The sequence below is a fragment of the Pseudomonas sp. LB3P14 genome, from assembly GCF_054898045.1.
The window spans coordinates 4,295,570-4,315,188 of record NZ_CM142714.1 but is presented as its reverse complement, the minus strand read 5'-3'; the positions used below and the strand labels follow the sequence as shown (position 1 = coordinate 4,315,188).

At 57.0% G+C, this 19,619-nt stretch carries 17 protein-coding genes; 9 read left to right on the top strand and 8 right to left on the bottom strand.

Annotation, left to right across the window (positions count from 1 at the left end; translation table 11 throughout):
- Window positions 1-248: 248 nt before the first annotated feature.
- The 3 genes from ACYZT5_RS19955 to ACYZT5_RS19945 form a co-directional block, all read right to left on the bottom strand.
- Window positions 249-1,874, bottom strand: coding sequence for an ABC transporter substrate-binding protein (locus tag ACYZT5_RS19955; RefSeq protein ID WP_462047067.1), 1,626 nt, complete (start codon window positions 1,872-1,874; stop codon window positions 249-251).
- Between the two features lie 259 nt (window positions 1,875-2,133).
- Window positions 2,134-3,735, bottom strand: a complete 1,602-nt coding sequence (locus ACYZT5_RS19950; protein WP_462047066.1) for an ABC transporter substrate-binding protein — start codon at window positions 3,733-3,735, stop codon at window positions 2,134-2,136.
- Window positions 3,736-4,788: 1,053 nt separating this feature from the next.
- Window positions 4,789-5,889, bottom strand: coding sequence for a hypothetical protein (locus tag ACYZT5_RS19945; protein ID WP_462047065.1), 1,101 nt, complete (start codon window positions 5,887-5,889; stop codon window positions 4,789-4,791).
- Window positions 5,890-6,376: 487 nt separating this feature from the next.
- Here ACYZT5_RS19945 and ACYZT5_RS19940 point away from each other — a divergent pair, with 487 nt between their 5' ends.
- Entirely contained in the window at window positions 6,377-6,634 is a 258-nt protein-coding gene (locus tag ACYZT5_RS19940) for a DUF6124 family protein (protein ID WP_462047064.1), read from the top strand.
- An 86-nt stretch (window positions 6,635-6,720) separates the two neighbouring features.
- Here the strand turns inward: ACYZT5_RS19940 and ACYZT5_RS19935 are convergent, their stop codons facing one another.
- Window positions 6,721-7,437, bottom strand: a complete 717-nt coding sequence (locus ACYZT5_RS19935; protein WP_462047063.1) for an SIMPL domain-containing protein — start codon at window positions 7,435-7,437, stop codon at window positions 6,721-6,723.
- A gap of 308 nt (window positions 7,438-7,745) precedes the next feature.
- Here ACYZT5_RS19935 and ACYZT5_RS19930 point away from each other — a divergent pair, with 308 nt between their 5' ends.
- The 5 genes from ACYZT5_RS19930 to ACYZT5_RS19910 all read left to right on the top strand — a co-directional run bounded on the left by ACYZT5_RS19930 (window position 7,746) and on the right by ACYZT5_RS19910 (window position 12,777).
- Window positions 7,746-7,934 carry a hypothetical protein gene (locus ACYZT5_RS19930; protein WP_462047062.1) on the top strand — a complete coding sequence of 63 codons (189 nt, stop codon included), beginning with the start codon at window positions 7,746-7,748 and terminating at the stop codon, window positions 7,932-7,934.
- A 271-nt stretch (window positions 7,935-8,205) separates the two neighbouring features.
- Window positions 8,206-9,468: an ATP-binding protein gene (locus ACYZT5_RS19925; RefSeq protein WP_462047061.1), complete on the top strand. Its 1,263-nt coding sequence runs from the start codon at window positions 8,206-8,208 to the stop codon at window positions 9,466-9,468.
- Complete coding sequence (locus ACYZT5_RS19920) at window positions 9,461-10,027, top strand: response regulator transcription factor (RefSeq protein ID WP_008148925.1); 567 nt, start codon at window positions 9,461-9,463, stop codon at window positions 10,025-10,027. Before ACYZT5_RS19925 ends, ACYZT5_RS19920 begins: the two co-directional genes overlap by 8 nt.
- A 97-nt stretch (window positions 10,028-10,124) precedes the next feature.
- Window positions 10,125-11,852, top strand: a complete 1,728-nt coding sequence (locus ACYZT5_RS19915) for an ABC transporter ATP-binding protein/permease (protein ID WP_462047060.1) — start codon at window positions 10,125-10,127, stop codon at window positions 11,850-11,852.
- Between the two features lie 178 nt (window positions 11,853-12,030).
- The gene (locus ACYZT5_RS19910) at window positions 12,031-12,777 is read left to right on the top strand and encodes a FadR/GntR family transcriptional regulator (protein WP_462047059.1); all 747 of its coding nucleotides are present in this window, start codon (window positions 12,031-12,033) and stop codon (window positions 12,775-12,777) included.
- Between the two features lie 7 nt (window positions 12,778-12,784).
- On the opposite strand, the gene ACYZT5_RS19905 is transcribed toward ACYZT5_RS19910, so the two are convergent.
- The 4 genes from ACYZT5_RS19905 to ACYZT5_RS19890 form a co-directional block, all read right to left on the bottom strand.
- Window positions 12,785-13,132: a hypothetical protein gene (locus tag ACYZT5_RS19905; RefSeq protein ID WP_462047058.1), complete on the bottom strand. Its 348-nt coding sequence runs from the start codon at window positions 13,130-13,132 to the stop codon at window positions 12,785-12,787.
- 221 nt (window positions 13,133-13,353) lie between these two features.
- The gene (locus ACYZT5_RS19900) at window positions 13,354-13,728 is read right to left on the bottom strand and encodes a hypothetical protein (RefSeq protein WP_462047057.1); all 375 of its coding nucleotides are present in this window, start codon (window positions 13,726-13,728) and stop codon (window positions 13,354-13,356) included.
- Between the two features lie 180 nt (window positions 13,729-13,908).
- Window positions 13,909-14,100 (bottom strand): hypothetical protein, encoded by a 192-nt coding sequence (locus ACYZT5_RS19895; protein WP_462047056.1) that lies wholly within the window; start codon window positions 14,098-14,100, stop codon window positions 13,909-13,911.
- A gap of 14 nt (window positions 14,101-14,114) precedes the next feature.
- Window positions 14,115-15,422, bottom strand: a complete 1,308-nt coding sequence (locus ACYZT5_RS19890; protein WP_462047055.1) for a phospholipase — start codon at window positions 15,420-15,422, stop codon at window positions 14,115-14,117.
- Window positions 15,423-15,658: 236 nt separating this feature from the next.
- On the opposite strand from ACYZT5_RS19890, the gene kdgD reads away from it, so the two are divergent.
- The 3 genes from kdgD (at window position 15,659) to ACYZT5_RS19875 (ending at window position 19,615) form a co-directional block, all read left to right on the top strand.
- The gene (kdgD, locus tag ACYZT5_RS19885) at window positions 15,659-16,570 is read left to right on the top strand and encodes a 5-dehydro-4-deoxyglucarate dehydratase (RefSeq protein WP_109627960.1); all 912 of its coding nucleotides are present in this window, start codon (window positions 15,659-15,661) and stop codon (window positions 16,568-16,570) included.
- A 58-nt stretch (window positions 16,571-16,628) separates the two neighbouring features.
- Window positions 16,629-18,074 carry an aldehyde dehydrogenase family protein gene (locus ACYZT5_RS19880; protein ID WP_462047054.1) on the top strand — a complete coding sequence of 482 codons (1,446 nt, stop codon included), beginning with the start codon at window positions 16,629-16,631 and terminating at the stop codon, window positions 18,072-18,074.
- Between the two features lie 173 nt (window positions 18,075-18,247).
- Window positions 18,248-19,615, top strand: coding sequence for an MFS transporter (locus ACYZT5_RS19875; RefSeq protein WP_462047053.1), 1,368 nt, complete (start codon window positions 18,248-18,250; stop codon window positions 19,613-19,615).
- The last annotated feature ends 4 nt before the right edge of the window (window positions 19,616-19,619 follow it).

The following is a 19,619-nucleotide window of genomic DNA, read 5'->3' as shown; positions in this document are numbered from 1 at the left end:
TGGAGGCCTCACTGATCTCAAACCATGACGTGCAGCAATAACCGAGAGCCCACGCATGCACTGGTCAGATCCCGACGGTATTAACCGTGGGTCCGGCAGTAAATGCGTAGATTCCGAAAGACTCGTGGGAAAAGGCAACGCGTCCTAAACCACTGCTGTAGTACGCAGTGGAATTGGATGTCAGCGGATTCCTACATTCTCGGCAGATAAAGCAACGGCGACGTCAAAAACGTCGCCGTTGCAAAACCTTATTTGCTGACGCTGACGCCGTAGAAGGAGTTCAAGCCAAACGGGCTGATCTTGAAGTCCTGCACGTTGTCGCGCATGGGTTGGAACACCGTCGAGTGAGCGATAGGTGTCATTGGAACAGCGTCTTTGAGGACGTGTTGCGCCTGCTTGTACAGTTCGGTGCGCTTGGCCTGGTCGGTCGTGCGCTTGGCTTCTTTAACGATGCCGTCAAACTTCTTGTCGCACCACTTGGAGAAGTTGTTGCCCTGCAGAGAGTCGCAGCCGAACAGCACGTTCAGCCAGTTGTCCGGGTCACCGTTGTCGCCGCTCCAGCCAATCAGCATCGCGCCGTTTTCGCCGCCTTTGGAGCGCTTGATGTACTCGCCCCACTCATAGGTCACGATCTTGGCTTTGATACCGACCTTGGCCCAGTCGGACTGCAGCATTTCAGCCATCAGCTTGGCGTTCGGGTTGTAAGGACGCTGCACTGGCATCGCCCACAGGTTGATCTCGGTGCCTTCCTTGACGCCGGCTTCCTTGAGCAGCTCTTTGGCTTTCTCAGGGTTGTACGGCGCATCCTTGATGGTGGTGTCGTAAGACCACTGGGTCGGCGGCATGGCGTTGACGGCCAGTTGACCTGCACCCTGGTAAACCGAGTCGATGATCTGCTGCTTGTTGACGGCCATGTCCAGTGCCTGACGCACTTTCAGTTGGGCCATCGGGTTCGGCTGATCGCTGCCCTTGATCTTGTCCATCACGTTGTAGGCGATGTAACCCAGGTTGAAACCGGCCTGGTTAGGCACCTTCAACGTCTTGTCTTCTTGTAGCGCCTTCAGGTCGGCGGGACGTGGGAACAGAGTGATCTGGCACTCGTTCTTCTTCAGCTTCTGAATACGCACCGACGGGTCAGTGGTGATGGCGAAGATCAGGTTGTCGATCTTGACGTCGTCAGGCTTCCAGTAGTCCTTGTTCCCGGTGTAGCGGATGTTGGAGTCTTTCTGGTAGCTCTTGAACACAAAAGGGCCAGTACCAACCGGCTTCTGGTTGATGTCGGCGGCTTTGCCTTCCTTGAGCAACTGGGCAGCGTACTCGGCGGACTGGACCGAGGCGAAACTCATGGCCATGTTCTGGATGAACGCGGCATCAACTTCTTTGAGGGTGAACTTGACGGTGTGGTCGTCGACTTTATCGATCTTGGTGATGTTGGTGTCCATCCCCATGTCGGTGAAGTACGGGAATTCGGTCGGGTACGCCTTACGGAACGGATCATCCTTGTTAATCATGCGATTAAAGGTGAACAGCACGTCGTCGGCGTTGAACTCACGAGTCGGCTTGAAGTACGGGGTGGTGTGGAATTTGACGCCTTCGCGCAGATGGAAGGTGTACGTCAGGCCGTCTGGGGAAATGTCCCACTTGGTCGCCAGACCAGGAATGACAGCGGTGCCGCCACGTTCGAACTGAGTCAAACGGTTGAACATGGTTTCTGCAGAGGCGTCGAAGTCGGTTCCGGTGGTGTACTGACCAGGATCAAAACCGGCCGGGCTCCCTTCGGAGCAAAACACCAGGTTAGTCGCCGCTTGGGCGAAAGGTGCGCTAGCTAACAAACTTGCGCCGACTAAAAACGGAATGACCGCGTGTTTAAGCATGGTGGCCTCATGATTTGTTGTCATTTTTGGAATTAGAGGACGACCTCGTGAGTCGTGCCTGCGGATACTTATGCAGGGGCCATACCCATTGCAAGATCCAGAGCTGCCACAAGTCTTAAACAGTGGCACGAACGTACCTTAATGTCGCATATGTATAAATTCAGGCACATTTGACCGTTTGCGCAGGTTTTTTCCGGTGCAAATCGCGCACCGACAGAGGGCGGCCGGGGCGCCTGGCGCACCCGGTTGGAGCGAGGTGTTACTTATTTATACCCACACCATAGAAGGGTGTGAGGCCGAACGGGCTGATCTTGAAGTCGGTGACTTCCTTGCGCAGCGGCTGGAACACCGTCGAGTTCGCAATCGGTGTGATAGGTACTTGTTGCTTAAGGATTTGTTGTGCCTGTTGATACAAATTGATCCGTTGCTGTTTGTCCGTAGACACTTTGGCCTGCTGAATCAATTTGTCGTACGCCGGGTCGCACCACTTGGCGTAGTTGCTACCTTTCACCGCGGCGCAGCTGTAAAGCACACCGAGCCAGTTGTCCGGGTCACCGTTGTCGCCGGTCCAGCCGTAAATCATCGCGTCGTGTTCGCCATTCTTGGCGCGCTTGATGTACTCGCCCCATTCATAGCTGACGATGTTGGCCTTGATCCCGACTTTCTCCCAATCCTGCTGGATCATCTGTGCCGACATTCGTGCGTTGGGGTTCGATGCGCGCTGCACGGTCATCGCCCACAAATTAATAGTGGTACCGGGTGCAACCCCTGCTTCTTTCAGTAGCGCCTTCGCTTTCGTCGGGTCGTGGGGTGCGTCCTTGATGCTCGGGTCATAAGACCATTGGGCGGGAGGCAGGGCGTTCTGCGCCAGTTGGCCGGCACTTTGGTAGACGGCTTTGATGATCGCGGGTTTGTCGATGGCCATGTCCAGGGCCTGGCGGACCTTGAGCTGGTCCAGCGGCGGATGGGTCACGTTGTAGGCCAGGAAACCGAGGTTGAAACCGGGTTGCTTGAGCACGGTGAGATTCGGGTCTTTCTCCATGACTTCGATGTCTGCCGGGCGCGGGTAGCCGCTGACCTGGCATTCGCCGGCCTTGAGTTTCTGCAAGCGGACGGCGGCGTCCGGGGTGATCGAGAAGATCAGGTTGTCGAGTTTTACGTCTTCGGGTTTCCAGTAGGCCTTGTTGGCGGCGTAGCGGATCTGCGAGTCCTTTTGATAGCGCTTGAACACGAACGGGCCGGTGCCGACGGGTTTCTGGTTGATATCTGCGGCTTTGCCTTCTTTTAACAGCTGCGCGCCGTACTCTGCGGATTGCACCGAGGCGAAGCTCATGGCCAGGTTTTGGATGAAGGCGGCGTCGATGTTGTTCAGGCTGAAACGCACGGTGTGGTCGTCGATTTTGTCGACGCTCTTGATCGTTTTGTTCAGGTCCATGTCGGTGAAGTAGGGCGACTCGGCGGGGTAGGCTTTGCGGAACGCATTTTCCGGGTCGAGCAGGCGCTGGAAGGTGAACAGTACGTCGTCGGCGTTGAAGTCGCGGGTAGGGGTGAAGTAATCGGTGGTGTGGAATTTCACGCCGTCGCGCAGGTAGAAGGTGTAGGTGAGACCGTCCGTGGACACTTCCCATTTTGTTGCCAGACCGGGTTCGACTTCGGTGCCGCCGCGTTTGAATTGGGTGAGGCGGTTGAAGACGGTTTCGGCGGAGGCGTCGAAGTCGGTGCCGCTGGTGTATTGGCTGGGGTCGAAGCCGGCGGGGCTGGCTTCGGAGCAGTAGACCAGGGTTGTAGCGGCTTGAGCCAGTGGTGCGGTTGTTGCGAGGGCGAGAGCGAGCAGGAGTGGTTTGACGGTGGTTCTTTCCATGGAGTCCCCGAGGGTTTGGGCGGCGGTGTTTTTCTGAGAGTAGCGGTGTTGCAGTGAGTTGCGGAAATACCCGTTTGTGAGGGGAACCCTTCTATCTCGGTATATTCAGGCTGTTTGTCGGACTTGGCGGCCTGATAGCCGACCAATCTCTTTCAGGTGTACATATCCATTCCTGCGGTAACGGCGGCTGGCGGTTTAGCCCTTACGGCGAGTCCCTTTTTCAAACGCCAAAAAGGAACCAAAAGGCTTTAAGGCAGCGGGGATCAACATTGATAGAGGCAACGGAGGAGGTAGCTACGGGTTGACGGAGAGGCTCAGGGCGTGAAGGGGCGGGTGGATCAAGATCAAGAGCTGCAGGCGAGCTAACGCTCGGCCTGTTGAGTGGTGAGAAGCGAAAGGCGTACCTGATCCATTGGGGGAGCTTGCTCGCGATGGCGGCCTGACAGCCGACCAATCTCTTTCTGCTGCACCCAATTGATCGTTCCCACGCTCCGCGTGGGAATGCAGCCAGGGACGCTCTGCGTTCCATTTTTTGTATTGAACGATGTGTAAGAAACGCAGATCTTTCCCACTGGATTTTTCAGGTTTTCGCAGGCAATAAAAAACGGCGATCACTTCAGTGACCGCCGTTTCTATATCCGGGTTATCGAATCAAGGCATCAACAAGTTATTGCGTCGATGATGTAATGAAATACCGGACGAACCAAAGAGTTATCCAGCCCGCCATTAGCCAATTCAAACTGTTAATAGGAATTTGAACCCAATTTCTGAGATGTCTGGGCAGTCCGATGACGTCATCGTTTGCTGGCGGGTCTTCGTGGTGACAGCGCCTCGGTCGAGTGATCAATCCGCTTATCTGGGACAGCCTGTAGAGGCGTCCGATTGGATCATTACCCAAAAACCTTCGATTGATGCTCACTAGTCGGGAGCGCGTAAATCTCTGCTCAATTTCTTCAAGTTTGAAAAAGGCGACGTAAAGCAGAATGCTCAGATTGAGCAAAATGATGATTAAAAAGCTGCCGGATACAAAATTAAGAACCAGCTCTGGTCTGTTCATTGAGTTGTGAACTCATAAAGTGCTTCGCCAAGCAATTCGGCCTCATGACCCGCGCCATTGCCCACCAGACTTGCGGTGGATCCAGCCACTATGAGTGCGCAGACAACACCGCCGACTCCAAATGTTTCAACTCCAACTGCTGCACAAAGACCGTATTTCATGAGTTGTGTCGATACGATACCCGCCGCAACTCCGCCTCCTACGGTTCCCAATAGTTTTCCGCCTTCAGTAAACTTTACTTTTCGGCAGGCCTTCTCGGTGCCTGTGCGGCACACCTCGTCGATCCTCATTCCTGCCGCGCCGGTTGCCAAACCGATGCCCAGGTAGCCTCCGGCCTTCATATATTTCGCTGCCCGAGCGACAGCTTCAATGTTCGTTGCATATCCCGGTAGCTGTGTCGCAGATCCCGCTTTGTTCCAATGATGAATCGTACGGCGAGACGACAATCTCAAAGCGCGTTTGAGCTTGGGATGGTCCGGGAGACCAATGCCTTTTCGGACCAAAGACCCAAGGCTTGCGTTTAACTTGGCCATCATGCGTTTACGTTGGGCAAAAAAATCCGGTGAGCGCAAATGGCCGTGTTGACGGTAGTGCTGTTGATGTAGTTCTTCCAGATTTTTCAGGGTGGCTTTCAAGCTCTCCAAATGCTGGCCAACCATGAATGAGGCAACGCCCAAGGACCCTGCCGACACTTCGAGAAACGGCTCTATCACCTCATGGTGTTCAACCATGAAAGAAGCTTCCTCATCACTCAGATCCTTGAGCGCCTCATTGACCTTCTCAGCCGCGATCATCAATCTCGCCTCTTCACGGCGGCACATGTAATGCCGCGTATCGCTGAAGATCACCATTTGCCCCGGTTTCACCCGTTCGCCCAGAACCCAATCGCCATTGCTCACGGCGCTGAAGAGTTTCTGTTGGTTAGCTGATTGCATGTAGTTGGAGCGGTTGGCCCCGATTGCAATCAGCAAGTCGTCGAAACCCTGCAGCTCATTGGGGTAGCTAAGGACCTGGCGCAGGTCGTCGGTGGCTTGATAGCTGTCGAGTACATGGTCGTGCTGACCGGCGAGCAGGTCTTTGGGTATGAGTTTCTTCACGCTCGTGTCCCGTTCCTTGGAAACGGGCGACTTTGGCAAGAGAACTCAAGTAGAGATGCCGGCGGATTCGGTTTTGGGTGTAGGGGACATCCGAGTTTTTTGGGTGCAGTCCATTTCGCGTAGGCAAGCCGCCTGGGACGCTCGGCATTCCATTTTTGTGTTTAACGATGTGTAAGAAACACAGCGCTTTCCCACGCGTTTTTCAGGTTGCCGGGTAGGAAGCAGTCCTTCTAACCTTTGGTCGTCGTTGCAATTTCAGCGACCGGGCGTGGAAACCTGGAACTCTTAGTAGCCGCATAGCTGGACCATCGTAAGCGTTGCCGACGTCTTCTTTCGTCTGCAAACTGCGTCATGGCGGCTGTGCGTGGGCAGACTTCGGTCTGGCCGGGTCCTACTAACCGGTATTTCCACCCTGCGTGCAGCCGCCACCTATTTGTCGCGTGGAAACGACAATGGATGGCTCCCATTTTTAAGTAGGAGTTTTTCCATGGATAAGTTAATCCCCGATCCGCCCGTTAACACCACCACTCCCAGCACCATATTCATGATCGCCCCGAACATGGATACCGAAAGTCTCCTGGCTCAAGCTTGCGAGTCATTGGCTTCCGCGAGTGTCATGGCCAGTGATTTCGCCACTAAGCTGATCGGCCCGCAGCGCAATACGGTGTTGGCGATTCAGCAGATCATCATGTTGGTGGAGTTGGCGGTGAACCGCGCGTTGGACAACGTCGATCCGCAGGGCTAACTGTAGGAACTGCGTGGATTTTGGTCTGGCAATAAAAAAACGGCGATCACTTCCGTGATCGCCGTTTCTGTGTACGGGTTATCGAATCAAGGCATCAACACTTCAATCGCCCCATCGGCCGTCATGCTGACCTGGCTAGTACCAGCCTCAACTTCCGGCGTCACCGGCGCACTGTCCATGCTCGCCGCTTTCATCATCATCGGCCCACGCATGTATGGCTGTGGATAACCGTTGCTGTTCAAGTTCAGGTTAACGATTTTGTAACCCTTGCCACCCAAGGCATCGGTCGCCAGTTGAGCGCGGGCCTTGAAGGCAGACACGGCTTCTTTAAGCAGCGCATCTTCGCTGGCCTTGCGGGTTGGTGTGGCGATGGCGAAGTCCATGCCGCCCATTTTCAGGTCGGTGAGCAGTTCGCCGGTCAGTTTCGACAATGCGGCGAAGTCGGAGCTTTCCAGGCGCAGTTCGGCGCGTTCGCGCCAGCCGGTGATTTTCTGGCCCTTGGTGTCGTAGATCGGGTAGCTATTGCGGCTGCCCTGGCGCAGGGTGACTTCCTTGACCTGTTTGGCCTGGGCCAGCGCTTTGTTCATGGTGGTGCTGACGTCGGCGGCGAGTTTGGCCGGGTCGGTGTTTTGTTCTTCGGTGTAGAGGGTCACGATCATCAGGTCGCGGGCGACTTCCTGACTGACTTCGGCGCGCAGGGCGATCTGGTTGTAATGAAGTTCGTCGGCAGCCAGGGCCGGGAGGCTGGCGACGGTGCCGACGCTAAGGGCAAGAAGGGCGGCGCTGCGGCGGAAAGTGTGCATGAAAACTCCTTGGACGATGCGCAGGGGTTAAGGTCCGAGCCTGCGTGAAACCATCAGACTCTAGCTTTTATGATCCGGTTCGCACAGTTACAACTTCTATACAGATGCTGCATGGCAAGCCGTTCATCGGCTAAACAGGTTCACGAACTCGCTGTACAACGCTGAAATTGGGGGAGAGCGGGGACACCTGTTAGTTCTGACAGTAGAAATACTGATGAGGTTGGTCGAGCATCGTGCAAGCCCGTCGATTGGCCCTTTCGGCCAGGTGATTGGCTTCAATGGCATGCTCTCTCAATAAGGAAATAACCATGACCCCTCAAGAAAAATCAGATGCAAAAGCACGCGGCTATCAGGCCGTCATTGTCAGCGGGCCTGCAGGAGAACAGTGGGTGGACGTTCTGATTAATGGCACGCAACAAGGGCTCCATTTCGGTACGGAAGATGAGGCGTGGATCTACATTCAAGGCATCTTTTCAGCCGATGCATACAATCATTGAGCAATCAGGTGCCTCGCATAACACGTAAACCAAATCATCAGCACAACTTGTCCAAAAATCGCAGCAACTAAATCCTGAATGAGCAAAGCTGACTGATCCGACAAACCGGCCATCACGCGTGGATCGCCGGTTTTCTTTCGTCTATCAGATCGGGCCTTATAGCTGCTGCAGATCTTTCTGCCATGTGGTCGTTTGCCGCACTTTCGCCTCTCGGGCACGCGGCTTGGTTATACTCCGTGCGATCCGCCTGGAGCGCTCATCAGGAGAGCTCATGCTCGCCCCCGTTCAAATCACTTCCGCGACTCGCCAGAATCTTTGGCGGCTGACGTTCATCCGCACGTTGGTGTTGGCCGCTCAGGCCGGTTCCGTGGGCCTGGCCTACTGGCTCGACTTGCTGCCACTGCCTTGGTTCCAACTGGCCGCGACCCTCGGTTGCTCGATGTTGCTGTGCGCGTTCACGGCCATTCGCCTGCGCACCTCATGGCCGGTTACCGAGCTCGAATACGCCGTGCAACTGGCCTGCGACCTGTTTATCCACAGTGCCTTGCTGTATTTTTCCGGCGGCTCGACCAACCCCTTCGTCTCTTATTACCTGGTGCCGCTGACCATCGCCGCCGTGACCTTGCCGTGGCGTTATTCGGTGATTCTGTCCGGTATCGCGTTGACGATGTACACCCTGCTGCTGGCGCGCTTTTATCCGCTGCAGACATTCCCGATCGCTCGGGAAAACCTCCAGGTTTACGGGATGTGGCTGAGTTTCGCCCTGGCGGCGGCGGTCATCACCTTCTTCGCCGCACGCATGGCCGAAGAGCTGCGCCGTCAGGAAGAGCTGCGTGCCATCCGTCGTGAAGAAGGTTTGCGCGATCAGCAACTGCTGGCCGTCGCCACCCAGGCCGCCGGCGCTGCTCATGAACTGGGCACACCGCTGGCGACCATGAGCGTGCTGCTCAAGGAAATGCGTCAGGACCATCACGACCCGATGTTGCAGGACGACCTCAGCGTGCTGCAGGATCAGGTCAAGCTCTGCAAAGAAACCTTGCAGCAACTGGTGCGGGCTGCCGAGGCCAATCGTCGCTTGGCGGTTGAAATGCAGGACGTCACCGATTGGCTCGACGAAGCGCTGAACCGCTGGCACCTGATGCGCCCGGAAGCCAGTTATCGCTTCCAGCGCTTGGGTCAAGGCACCGTTCCGCGCATGGCGCCGCCGCCGGACCTGACCCAGGCACTGCTGAATTTGCTTAACAACGCCGCCGACGCTTGCCCCGAAGGGCTGCAAGTGACGCTGGACTGGAATGCCGAGGACCTGACCATCAGCATCCGTGACCACGGCGCCGGTGTGCCGCTGGCCATCGCCGAGCAGATCGGCAAGCCGTTTTTTACCACCAAGGGCAAAGGTTTCGGCCTGGGCCTGTTTTTGAGCAAGGCCAGCGTGACACGCGCCGGCGGCTCAGTGAAACTCTACAGTCATGAGGAAGGCGGTACGCTCACCGAGCTGCGCCTGCCCCGTGTCGCCCGAGGAGAGGAACATGAGTGACGAGATCCAAGTCGAAGGCGAAGGCGAAGAACTGCCGCATTTGCTGCTGGTAGACGACGACGCAACTTTTACCCGAGTGATGGCCCGTGCCATGGCCCGCCGCGGCTTTCGCGTCAGCACCGCCGGTTCAGCTGAAGAAGGTCTGACCATCGCTCAGGCCGACCTGCCGGACTACGCTGCGCTGGACCTGAAAATGGACGGCGATTCCGGTCTGGTGCTGTTGCCCAAGCTACTTGAGCTGGACCCGGAAATGCGCGTGGTGATCCTCACCGGTTACTCGAGCATTGCCACCGCCGTCGAGGCGATCAAGCGCGGCGCCTGTAATTACCTGTGCAAACCGGCGGACGCCGATGACGTGTTGGCCGCGCTGCTTTCCGAGCACGCCGACCTCGACACGCTGGTGCCGGAAAACCCGATGTCGGTGGATCGACTGCAGTGGGAGCACATCCAGCGCGTGCTGACCGAACACGAAGGCAACATCTCCGCCACTGCCCGCGCCTTGGGCATGCACCGCCGCACGCTGCAGCGCAAACTGCAGAAGCGTCCCGTTCGTCGCTGAACCTGCGCTGAACGAATGCGGGCCGTTCCTCGCGATAAACCGAACCGATCCTCTATGATCGGTTCGTGTGTGTTCTTTTCTTTATCGAGCCTTATCCATGAATCAGAACGCTGAATATTCCGCGGTCAACGATGCTGTGCGCGGGCAGTTTTTTCGCAAAGTCTGGGCGATGACCACCCCTTACTGGCGCAGCGAAGAGAAGGGCAAGGCCTGGACATTGCTGATCGCCGTGATCGCGCTGTCGCTGTTCAGCGTGGCGATTTCGGTGTGGATCAACAGTTGGTACAAGGACTTCTACAACGCCTTGCAGAAAAAGGACGAAGCGGCCTTTTGGCAGTTGATCCTGTATTTCTGCGGCATCGCGGCAGTGGCGATCCTTGGCGCGGTGTATCGGCTCTACCTGACGCAGATGCTGACGATTCGCTGGCGGGCCTGGCTCACCGAGAAGCATTTTGCCCGCTGGCTCGGCAACAAGAATTACTACCAGCTGGAGCAGGGCGGTTACACCGATAACCCGGACCAGCGGATTTCCGAAGACCTCAATAAATTCACCACCAACACGTTGGGCCTGGGGCTCGGGTTGATTCGCAACATCGTCAGTCTCGTATCGTTCTCGATCATTCTGTGGGGCGTATCGGGCAGTATCGAAGTGTTTGGTTTCACGATTCCCGGTTACATGTTCTGGTGCGCGCTGGTTTACGCCGCCGTCGCCAGTTGGCTGACGCATTTGATTGGCCGTCGCCTGATCGGCCTCAACAACAACCAGCAACGCTTCGAAGCCGACCTGCGTTTCTCCATGGTGCGGGTTCGCGAGAATGCCGAAAGCATTGCGCTGTACAACGGCGAGCCTAATGAGAACCGCCGCTTGAGCAGCCGTTTCGGGATGGTCTGGCACAACTACTGGGACATCATGAAAGTGTCCAAGCGCCTGACCTTCTTTACTTCCGGTTATGAGCAGATCGCAGTCATCTTCCCGTTCATGGTCGCCGCGCCGCGTTACTTCACTGGCAAGATCGAGTTGGGTGAGCTGATGCAGATCAACTCGGCGTTCGCTAACGTCCAGGACAACTTCAGTTGGTTCATCACGGCGTACCAGGACCTTGCCGAATGGCGCGCCACCTGTGATCGTCTGCTCAGTTTCCGCCAGGCCATGACCGACAACGAAGAGCGTGCGCCGACGATTGATGTGCAAAACCATGGCTCGGCGTTGAAGGTGCACAACCTTGGCCTCGATCTGGCCGACGGTCGTCACCTGCTGACCAACGCCGACATGACCGTGGAGGAGGGTGAACGCGTCATGCTCAGCGGTCGCTCCGGCAGCGGTAAATCCACTTTGTTTCGAGCGATGGGGCACCTTTGGCCGGCTGGCCACGGCAGTATTCGTCTGCCGACGGCGCGTTATCTGTTCCTGCCGCAAAAACCCTATCTGCCGATTGGCAGCCTGCGTGAGGTGCTGAGTTATCCACAGTCGGGCGATACGTATCCGCACGAGCGCTACGTTCATGTGCTGGAAGCCTGCCGTTTGCCGCATCTGGTGTCGCGTCTTGATGAAGCGAATCACTGGCAGCGCATGCTCTCGCCCGGCGAGCAACAGCGTCTGGCCTTTGCCCGTGCGCTGCTGTATGCACCGCAATGGCTGTATATGGACGAAGCGACCTCGGCGATGGACGAGGAGGACGAAGCGTCGCTGTATCAGACCTTGATCGATGAGATTCCGGGATTGAGCATTGTCAGCGTTGGGCATCGCAGCAGCCTGAAGCGGTTCCATCCACGGCATGTGCGCATTGAAAATGGGCATCTGGTGGACCAAACCGTGACCGCATAAACACCACAAACCCTGTAGGAGCGAGGCTTGCCCGCGAAGAACGATGACGCGGTTCTGATCTGGAACCGCGTTGCGGCCTTCGCGGGCAAGCCTCGCTCCTACAGAGGGCGTGGTGATCGTACAACCGCGTTGAGCTATGATGCGGTTTCAGCCGCAACTTTCGAGAAAGACGTTCACCATGGAAAACCCGATCGACGCACCACGCCTCCCTCGCAAGCGCCGCAGCCTCGCTCAGGAACTGGTGACGGTGCTGTCCGAGCAGATCCGCGACGGCCACCTCAAGCGTGGCGACAAGTTGCCCACCGAGTCGGCGATCATGGATGCCCATGGCGTCAGCCGCACCGTGGTGCGCGAAGCGATTTCGCGTTTGCAGGCGGCCGGGCAGGTGGAAACCCGCCATGGCATCGGCACCTTCGTGCTCGACACCCCAAGCCCAAGCGGTTTCCGTATCGACCCGGCAACTGTGGTGACTTTGCGCGATGTGCTGGCGATTCTGGAATTGCGCATCAGCCTCGAAGTGGAGTCCGCCGGTCTCGCCGCGCAACGCCGCAGCCCCGAGCAGTTGGCGTTGATGCGAGCGGCGCTGGACGCGTTGAATGAAAGTGTCTCCCATGCCAGCGATGCTGTGGCGTCTGACTTCCAGTTCCACCTGCAAATCGCCCTGGCGACGGGCAACCGCTATTTCACCGACATCATGACCCACCTGGGCACCAGCATCATTCCGCGTACACGACTGAACTCGGCGCGCCTGGCTCATGACGACCAGCAGCACTACATGAGTCGTCTGAGTCGTGAGCACGAAGAGATTTACGAGGCGATCGCGCGGCAGGATTCGGATGCGGCGCGTGCGGCGATGCGGCTGCATTTGACCAATAGCCGTGAGCGGCTGCGCCAGGCCCATGAAGAGGCTGAGGCGCAGCGCTGAATACTGCTTACGGTTCGAGACTGACAGTCAGAGGCGGGGAGAGAGCCGAATTACCGGCTTTGGTAATGGTGTAATGAAGTTTGGCTGTGGCGCCTGAAACCAAGTTTTTTGCAAACGTGGCTTTCGGGATAGCGAATACGAAAGGGAATACAAACCCGGGCGTCAGTGTGATTGAACCAAACCAGTTGTTACCGGTAGAGGTCGTTACCACAAGTTCAACTTTGTCCTCCGCAGCTGCATTTTCGTATTGATGCACTAGACCCTGCACTGGGTCCTTTAGTTTGTTCATGTAAAGCACACCGTTGCTGGCGTCTGGAAGCGCAGGTGGTAACAAAACTTGCTGTTGTGCAGTCATGATTAAAATCCTTTTAACAATGAAATCGAAACCGTTGTGGAAGCGCGTGTTACGGCATCGCGCTGACGGAGCCGGTTCGTTAACTCCTGAGCTATTAAGGCTGACGCAGCAGTGAGCGGGCTACTGTAAGAAATACCAGTTTCGACGAACGGTACTAGTGACACGAAGACGTTCAGCACAAAAAAGCGCCTGACCGATAAACGATCAGGCGCGAAAAAGGGTCAGGCTTCGAAGTAGAGTCTCAGGGGCTCCGAACACGGCTCCAGACTCGACTCATCCGCGAATTTGTAACGCAATTCGACTTCTGCGTTCTGGTATTTTTCCAGCTCTGCTTTCGGGATTCGCAATTCAATTCCCGTCAGTTTTACCATGTCGTCACTGGCGTCATCCCAGACGCCAGTAGGCTCTGCGAGGCCTTTCCAGTCAGGCGCTTCCGTATCCGCCCCGAGGATTGGATAGACGTCCCAATTCGGCGGAATATCGTTCGGATCCGGCACGCGGACTATCAAGTCATCACTCAAGTCCGACAGCTTGACGGTTGCTTTGTCGGGCTCGTCAGACGGGAATCGGGGAAGCATCGGGATGGCAAAAGTCATGATTAATCGCTCTCCTTGCGACGTCTGCCAGGATCCATTCCTGGCAGGGCTCACAATGTACGTGGCGCATTCATGACGTGCTGAAAACGATGTTGACCAAGCATTTCAAAGTAAGTCTCCGACCCGGCCACAGAAGCCTCCTTGTGGGCGCTCGCGATAGGGCCGGTGACCTTCTCGCGATCAGCCAGCCCTGAGAATCGAACGATCCACCCTCACGCCCAACTTGCCAGTCCCGGGTTTGGCATCGAAGACCACATGCCCGCGTTCATCCACAACCGCCCGAGCAATCGGCAAGCCTTTGGACAGCAACTCCAGAGGCGCGCCTTTGAGCGATTGGCCCGATGCCAGTTCCAGTTTCAGTTTGATAGTCATCAGTGATCTCCTTATCAGGCATTGGCCGCTGAATTCAGCACGCCGGTCGGTTGATAGTCCTTGAGTAGCAGGTAAGTGCTCCAGCCCCACCAATCGTCCACCGTGGCGGTGTCGTTCAGGTTGTTCACGTCCTTGCGCCGCAGCACCTTGCCGCCCTCAACCTTGAACAGCGGCGAGAAATTACCCGTCGGGTTCAGCACCGCTTGCAGGTCAGGCAGTTTTTTCAGCGCCGCGAAACTGCTGGGCGATGGGGTGATGCCGCTGAGGTACGCGGCGAATATTTCATCCGCAGACACTTGAACCGCTTGATCCACTTGGGCGCGATTGGCGCTGGAGAGGGCGTCGAAGTAGCGTTTGTCCCCATACGCGTGCCATTGATCGCCGTTGCCGTTGCGCACATTGAGGCCGAACTTGCTGTCTTCGTCGTGCATGAAACGAGTGATCAAGGAACCCAGATCGCTGGGCGTAACCACCGCTGCCAATTGTTTGCGCGGCACTCGCAGGTGGCCGGCGGAAAACAGATCGGTCAGGTAGTGATCGGCAAAAGCGTTCATCGCATAGGCCAGTTCCAGCTGCTTTTCATCGCCGCTGTTGTGGGCCAGCACCGCTTGCTGCACCGCCGCGGTGTGCCCGGCGATATACGCCAGCAGCGCCCATTCGGCGAAGTGATCGGCATTGTTGGCGGCCAGCTTCAGGTAGCGCCCCAATGGAAACAGCGCCGAGACGACACTGCCGCCGCCAGTGATCTTGTTCCACTCTTCCGACAACGTATCACCGAGGGCGTCATACACCTCGTGAGGTTGTTTACCGTCCTTGATCGCCTGCTTGATCGCGGTGATTTCCTTTTGCATCACGCCAAGGATCAGCTTGGCTTCGGCATTGGAGGCCGGCAGCACCGCCAGCGAATTGAAGGCGTTGGTAAAGCGCTGGATTCGATCCGCGGCGGTGGCGCCTTCGCTGACGGGTTGATCGGGAATGCCATAAAAATCGCCGCCCAGCGCGACGATCTGGCCGTAAGTCAGTGCCAACCCATTCGGCAAATGCAGCTCTACCTGCGAAGCCGCAATAGTGGGAGCGTCCTTGATGAAACGCAGCAGTGTGCTGTCACCGATAGCGGTGTGCTCGCCGCCCTCGAACTTCAGCTGTGGCTTGCCTTTCAAGGTTTTGCCAGCCGAAGTGTTGGGCGCGTCGCTGTGCTCACCCAGTTGCAACACCAGTGACTCGTTGCCAGTGATGGCGATGCCCTGCTCGGTAAAAAGATCATCCAGATTCGCAATGACCTGCTTGGGTTTTTCCTGCGGTGATGTGTGTAGACCTGACATTTCTATCTCCTTGATATGTCATCGGTACGATCAAAATAAACTGTATGTACATACAGTTGTTTGGATCATAGATGAGAAATTTCCTACGTCAAGAAAATACCTTTCCGACTCAAATTCTGAGGTTGGCGATGAAATGCAGTTGACGGTTATTTTTTAAGTTGTACGATGACCTACAACTTCGGCGCAGGCTGAACGGTTTTCTCACACACATACGTCGCTACCAGGGTGTTCGAATAATGAATCCACAAGAACTGAAGTCCATCCTCTCTTCCGGTCTGTTGTCTTTCCCGGTTACCGATTTCAATGCTCAGGGCGACTTCCATCGCGCGGGCTACATCAAACGTCTCGAATGGCTGGCCCCATACGGCGCCACGGCATTGTTCGCCGCGGGCGGTACCGGTGAGTTCTTCTCTCTGGCGGCCAGCGAATATTCGGAAATCATCAAGACTGCCGTCGACACCTGCGAAACCAGCGTGCCGATTCTCGCCGGCGTTGGCGGTTCGACTCGTCAAGCCATCGAATACGCACAGGAAGCCGAGCGTCTGGGCGCCAAAGGCCTGTTGTTGCTGCCGCACTACCTGACCGAAGCCAGCCAGGACGGTGTTGCCGCCCACGTTGAAGCCGTGTGCAAATCGGTGAAAATCGGCGTGGTGGTTTACAACCGCAACGTCTGCCGCCTGACCGCGCCGCTGCTGGAACGGCTGGCCGAGCGCTGCCCGAACTTGATCGGCTACAAGGATGGCCTGGGCGATATCGAGTTGATGGTGTCGATCCGTCGTCGCCTCGGTGATCGCTTCAGCTACCTGGGTGGTTTGCCGACCGCCGAAGTCTACGCAGCGGCTTACAAGGCTCTTGGCGTACCGGTTTACTCCTCGGCAGTATTCAACTTCATCCCGAAAACCGCGATGGATTTCTACCACGCCATTGCCCGCGAAGATCACGCCACCGTTGGCAAGATCATCGACGACTTCTTCCTGCCGTACCTGGACATCCGTAACCGTAAAGCCGGTTACGCCGTGAGCATCGTCAAGGCCGGGGCAAAAATTGCCGGCTATGACGCAGGTCCTGTGCGTGCGCCGCTGACCGATCTGACGGGTGAAGAGTACGAAATGCTCGCCGCGTTGATCGACAAGCAAGGCGCGCAATAAACACTGACTAAACAAGGCCGCTGAGCAATCAGCGGCTTTTTGCGTGAGGAGAGATTCAATGGCAGATGCAAAGCGTTTTGATAACTACATCGGTGGCCAATGGGTTGCCGGCACCGACTACTCCACCAACATCAATCCGTCGGAGTTGACCGACACCATTGGCGAGTACGCCAAGGCTGATCTGGCTCAAGTCCATGCCGCCATCGACGCCGCTCGCGCCGCGTTCCCGGCGTGGTCGACTTCAGGCATTCAGGCTCGCCACGATTCACTGGATAAAGTCGGCACTGAAATCCTCGCCCGTCGCGAGGAGCTCGGTACCTTGCTGGCCCGGGAAGAGGGCAAGACCCTGCCTGAGGCTATCGGCGAAGTGACTCGCGCCGGCAACATTTTCAAGTTCTTCGCCGGCGAATGCCTGCGCCTGTCCGGCGACTACTTGCCGTCGGTACGTCCGGGTGTGAACGTCGAAGTGACTCGCGAAGCGCTGGGTGTGGTCGGTCTGATCACGCCATGGAACTTCCCGATCGCGATCCCAGCCTGGAAAATCGCCCCGGCCCTGGCCTATGGCAACTGCGTAGTGCTGAAACCGGCCGATTTGGTGCCGGGTTGCGCCTGGGCGCTGGCCGAAATCATCTCCCGCGCAGGCTTCCCGGCCGGCGTGTTCAACCTGGTAATGGGCAGCGGTCGAGTGGTGGGCGATGCGCTGGTGCAGAGCCCGAAAATCGATGGCATCAGCTTCACCGGTTCCGTGGGCGTTGGTCGTCAGATCGCCGTCAGCTGCGTGTCGCGCCAGGCCAAGGTTCAGCTGGAAATGGGCGGCAAGAACCCGCAGATCATTCTCGACGACGCCGACCTCAAGCAAGCGGTCGAGCTGTCGGTACAGAGCGCGTTCTACTCCACCGGCCAGCGTTGCACCGCCTCGAGCCGCTTCATCGTCACCGCCGGGATTCACGACAAGTTCGTTGAAGCCGTGGCCGAGCGCATGAAGTCGATCAAGGTCGGCCACGCGCTGAAAACCGGCACCGACATCGGTCCGGTGGTTTCCCAGGCTCAGCTTGAACAGGACATGAAGTACATCGACATCGGCCAGTCCGAAGGTGCACGTCTGGTCAGCGGCGGTGGTCTGGTGACCTGCGACACCGAAGGCTACTACCTTGCGCCAACCCTGTTTGCCGACAGCGAAGCTGCGATGCGCATCAGCCGTGAAGAGATTTTCGGCCCGGTCGCCAACGTTGTTCGCGTAGCGGATTACGAGGCCGCGCTGGCCATGGCCAACGACACCGAATTCGGTCTGTCCGCGGGCATCGCCACCACGTCGCTGAAGTACGCCAACCACTTCAAACGCCACTCCCAGGCGGGGATGGTGATGGTCAACCTGCCGACGGCGGGCGTGGATTACCACGTTCCATTCGGTGGGCGTAAAGGTTCATCCTATGGCTCCCGCGAGCAAGGTCGCTACGCGCAAGAGTTTTACACGGTCGTAAAAACGTCCTACATCGGCTCCTAATACATCGCGGTATCCCCGGATACCGCGCACCCCTGTAGGAGCTGTCGAGTGAAACGAGGCTGCGATCTTTAGATCTTAAAAAGTAAAGATCGCAGCCTCGTTTCACTCGACAGCTCCTACAGGGATAAACAGTTTCACCCGCGCATAAAAATAATCAGTGGGAGTACATCTACATGCAAGCGACCAAGCCGACCCACGTCCGCTATTTGATTTTGCTCATGCTGTTTCTGGTGACCACGATCAACTACGCTGACCGGGCCACTATCGCCATCGCGGGCTCCAGCCTGCAAAAAGACCTCGGCATCGACGCGGTCACTCTCGGCTACATCTTCTCTGCATTCGGTTGGGCCTACGTGGCCGGGCAAATTCCCGGTGGTTGGTTGCTGGACCGTTTCGGCTCGAAAAAAGTGTACGCACTGAGCATCTTCACCTGGTCGTTGTTTACCGTGCTGCAGGGCTATGTCGGTGAGTTCGGCATGTCCACAGCGGTGGTAGCGCTGTTCATGCTGCGCTTCCTGGTGGGCCTGGCCGAGGCGCCATCCTTCCCCGGTAACGCGCGCATCGTTGCGGCCTGGTTCCCGACCGCTGAACGCGGTACGGCGTCTGCGATTTTCAACTCGGCGCAATACTTCGCCACGGTGCTGTTTGCCCCACTGATGGGCTGGATCGTCTACAGCTTCGGCTGGCAGCACGTGTTCATCGTCATGGGCGTGATCGGCATTATCTTCTCGCTGATCTGGTTGAAGGTTATCCACAGCCCGCGTCAGCATCCGATGATCAACGATGCCGAGTTCAAACACATCGCCGATAACGGCGGCATGGTCGATATGGACCAGGACAAAGGCAAAGGCAAAAAGGTCGACGGCCCGAAGTGGGACTACATCCGCCAGTTGCTGACCAACCGCATGATGCTCGGCGTGTACCTTGGCCAATACTGCATCAACGGCATCACTTACTTCTTCCTGACCTGGTTCCCGGTGTACCTGGTGCAAGAGCGCGGCATGACCATCCTCAAGGCGGGTTTCATTGCCTCTTTGCCGGCGATCTGCGGCTTTATTGGTGGTGTGCTCGGCGGCGTGATTTCCGACTACCTGCTGCGCAAGGGGCATTCCCTGACCTTCGCCCGCAAGGCGCCGATCATTGCTGGTTTGCTCGTTTCCAGCAGCATTGTGGCCTGCAACTACGTGGACATTGAATGGATGGTGGTCGGCTTCATGGCCCTGGCATTCTTCGGTAAAGGCGTGGGCGCGCTGGGTTGGGCGGTGGTGTCCGACACCTCGCCGAAACAGATCGCCGGTTTGAGTGGCGGCCTGTTCAACATGTTCGGCAACATCGCCTCCATCACCACGCCCATCGTGATTGGCTACATCATCAGCTCCACCGGTTCGTTCAAATGGGCGCTGGTGTTTGTCGGATGCAACGCACTGGTCGCAGTGTTCAGCTATCTGGTAATCGTCGGTCCGATCAAACGTGTGGTACTCAAAGAGCCGCCAGTCAGTGGCCCTGAAACGAACAATAAATTATCTGAAGCGCATTCCTGAGGAG

Coding starts and splice junctions, on each gene's coding strand:
- ACYZT5_RS19955 (WP_462047067.1), bottom strand. CDS start 1,874: ATGCTTAAACACGCGGTCATTCCGTTTTTAGTCGGCGCAAGTTTGTTA.
- ACYZT5_RS19950 (WP_462047066.1), bottom strand. CDS start 3,735: ATGGAAAGAACCACCGTCAAACCACTCCTGCTCGCTCTCGCCCTCGCA.
- ACYZT5_RS19940 (WP_462047064.1), top strand. CDS start 6,377: ATGGATAAGTTAATCCCCGATCCGCCCGTTAACACCACCACTCCCAGC.
- ACYZT5_RS19935 (WP_462047063.1), bottom strand. CDS start 7,437: ATGCACACTTTCCGCCGCAGCGCCGCCCTTCTTGCCCTTAGCGTCGGC.
- ACYZT5_RS19930 (WP_462047062.1), top strand. CDS start 7,746: ATGACCCCTCAAGAAAAATCAGATGCAAAAGCACGCGGCTATCAGGCC.
- ACYZT5_RS19925 (WP_462047061.1), top strand. CDS start 8,206: ATGCTCGCCCCCGTTCAAATCACTTCCGCGACTCGCCAGAATCTTTGG.
- ACYZT5_RS19920 (WP_008148925.1), top strand. CDS start 9,461: ATGAGTGACGAGATCCAAGTCGAAGGCGAAGGCGAAGAACTGCCGCAT.
- ACYZT5_RS19915 (WP_462047060.1), top strand. CDS start 10,125: ATGAATCAGAACGCTGAATATTCCGCGGTCAACGATGCTGTGCGCGGG.
- ACYZT5_RS19910 (WP_462047059.1), top strand. CDS start 12,031: ATGGAAAACCCGATCGACGCACCACGCCTCCCTCGCAAGCGCCGCAGC.
- ACYZT5_RS19905 (WP_462047058.1), bottom strand. CDS start 13,132: ATGACTGCACAACAGCAAGTTTTGTTACCACCTGCGCTTCCAGACGCC.
- ACYZT5_RS19900 (WP_462047057.1), bottom strand. CDS start 13,728: ATGACTTTTGCCATCCCGATGCTTCCCCGATTCCCGTCTGACGAGCCC.
- ACYZT5_RS19895 (WP_462047056.1), bottom strand. CDS start 14,100: ATGACTATCAAACTGAAACTGGAACTGGCATCGGGCCAATCGCTCAAA.
- ACYZT5_RS19890 (WP_462047055.1), bottom strand. CDS start 15,422: ATGTCAGGTCTACACACATCACCGCAGGAAAAACCCAAGCAGGTCATT.
- kdgD (WP_109627960.1), top strand. CDS start 15,659: ATGAATCCACAAGAACTGAAGTCCATCCTCTCTTCCGGTCTGTTGTCT.
- ACYZT5_RS19880 (WP_462047054.1), top strand. CDS start 16,629: ATGGCAGATGCAAAGCGTTTTGATAACTACATCGGTGGCCAATGGGTT.
- ACYZT5_RS19875 (WP_462047053.1), top strand. CDS start 18,248: ATGCAAGCGACCAAGCCGACCCACGTCCGCTATTTGATTTTGCTCATG.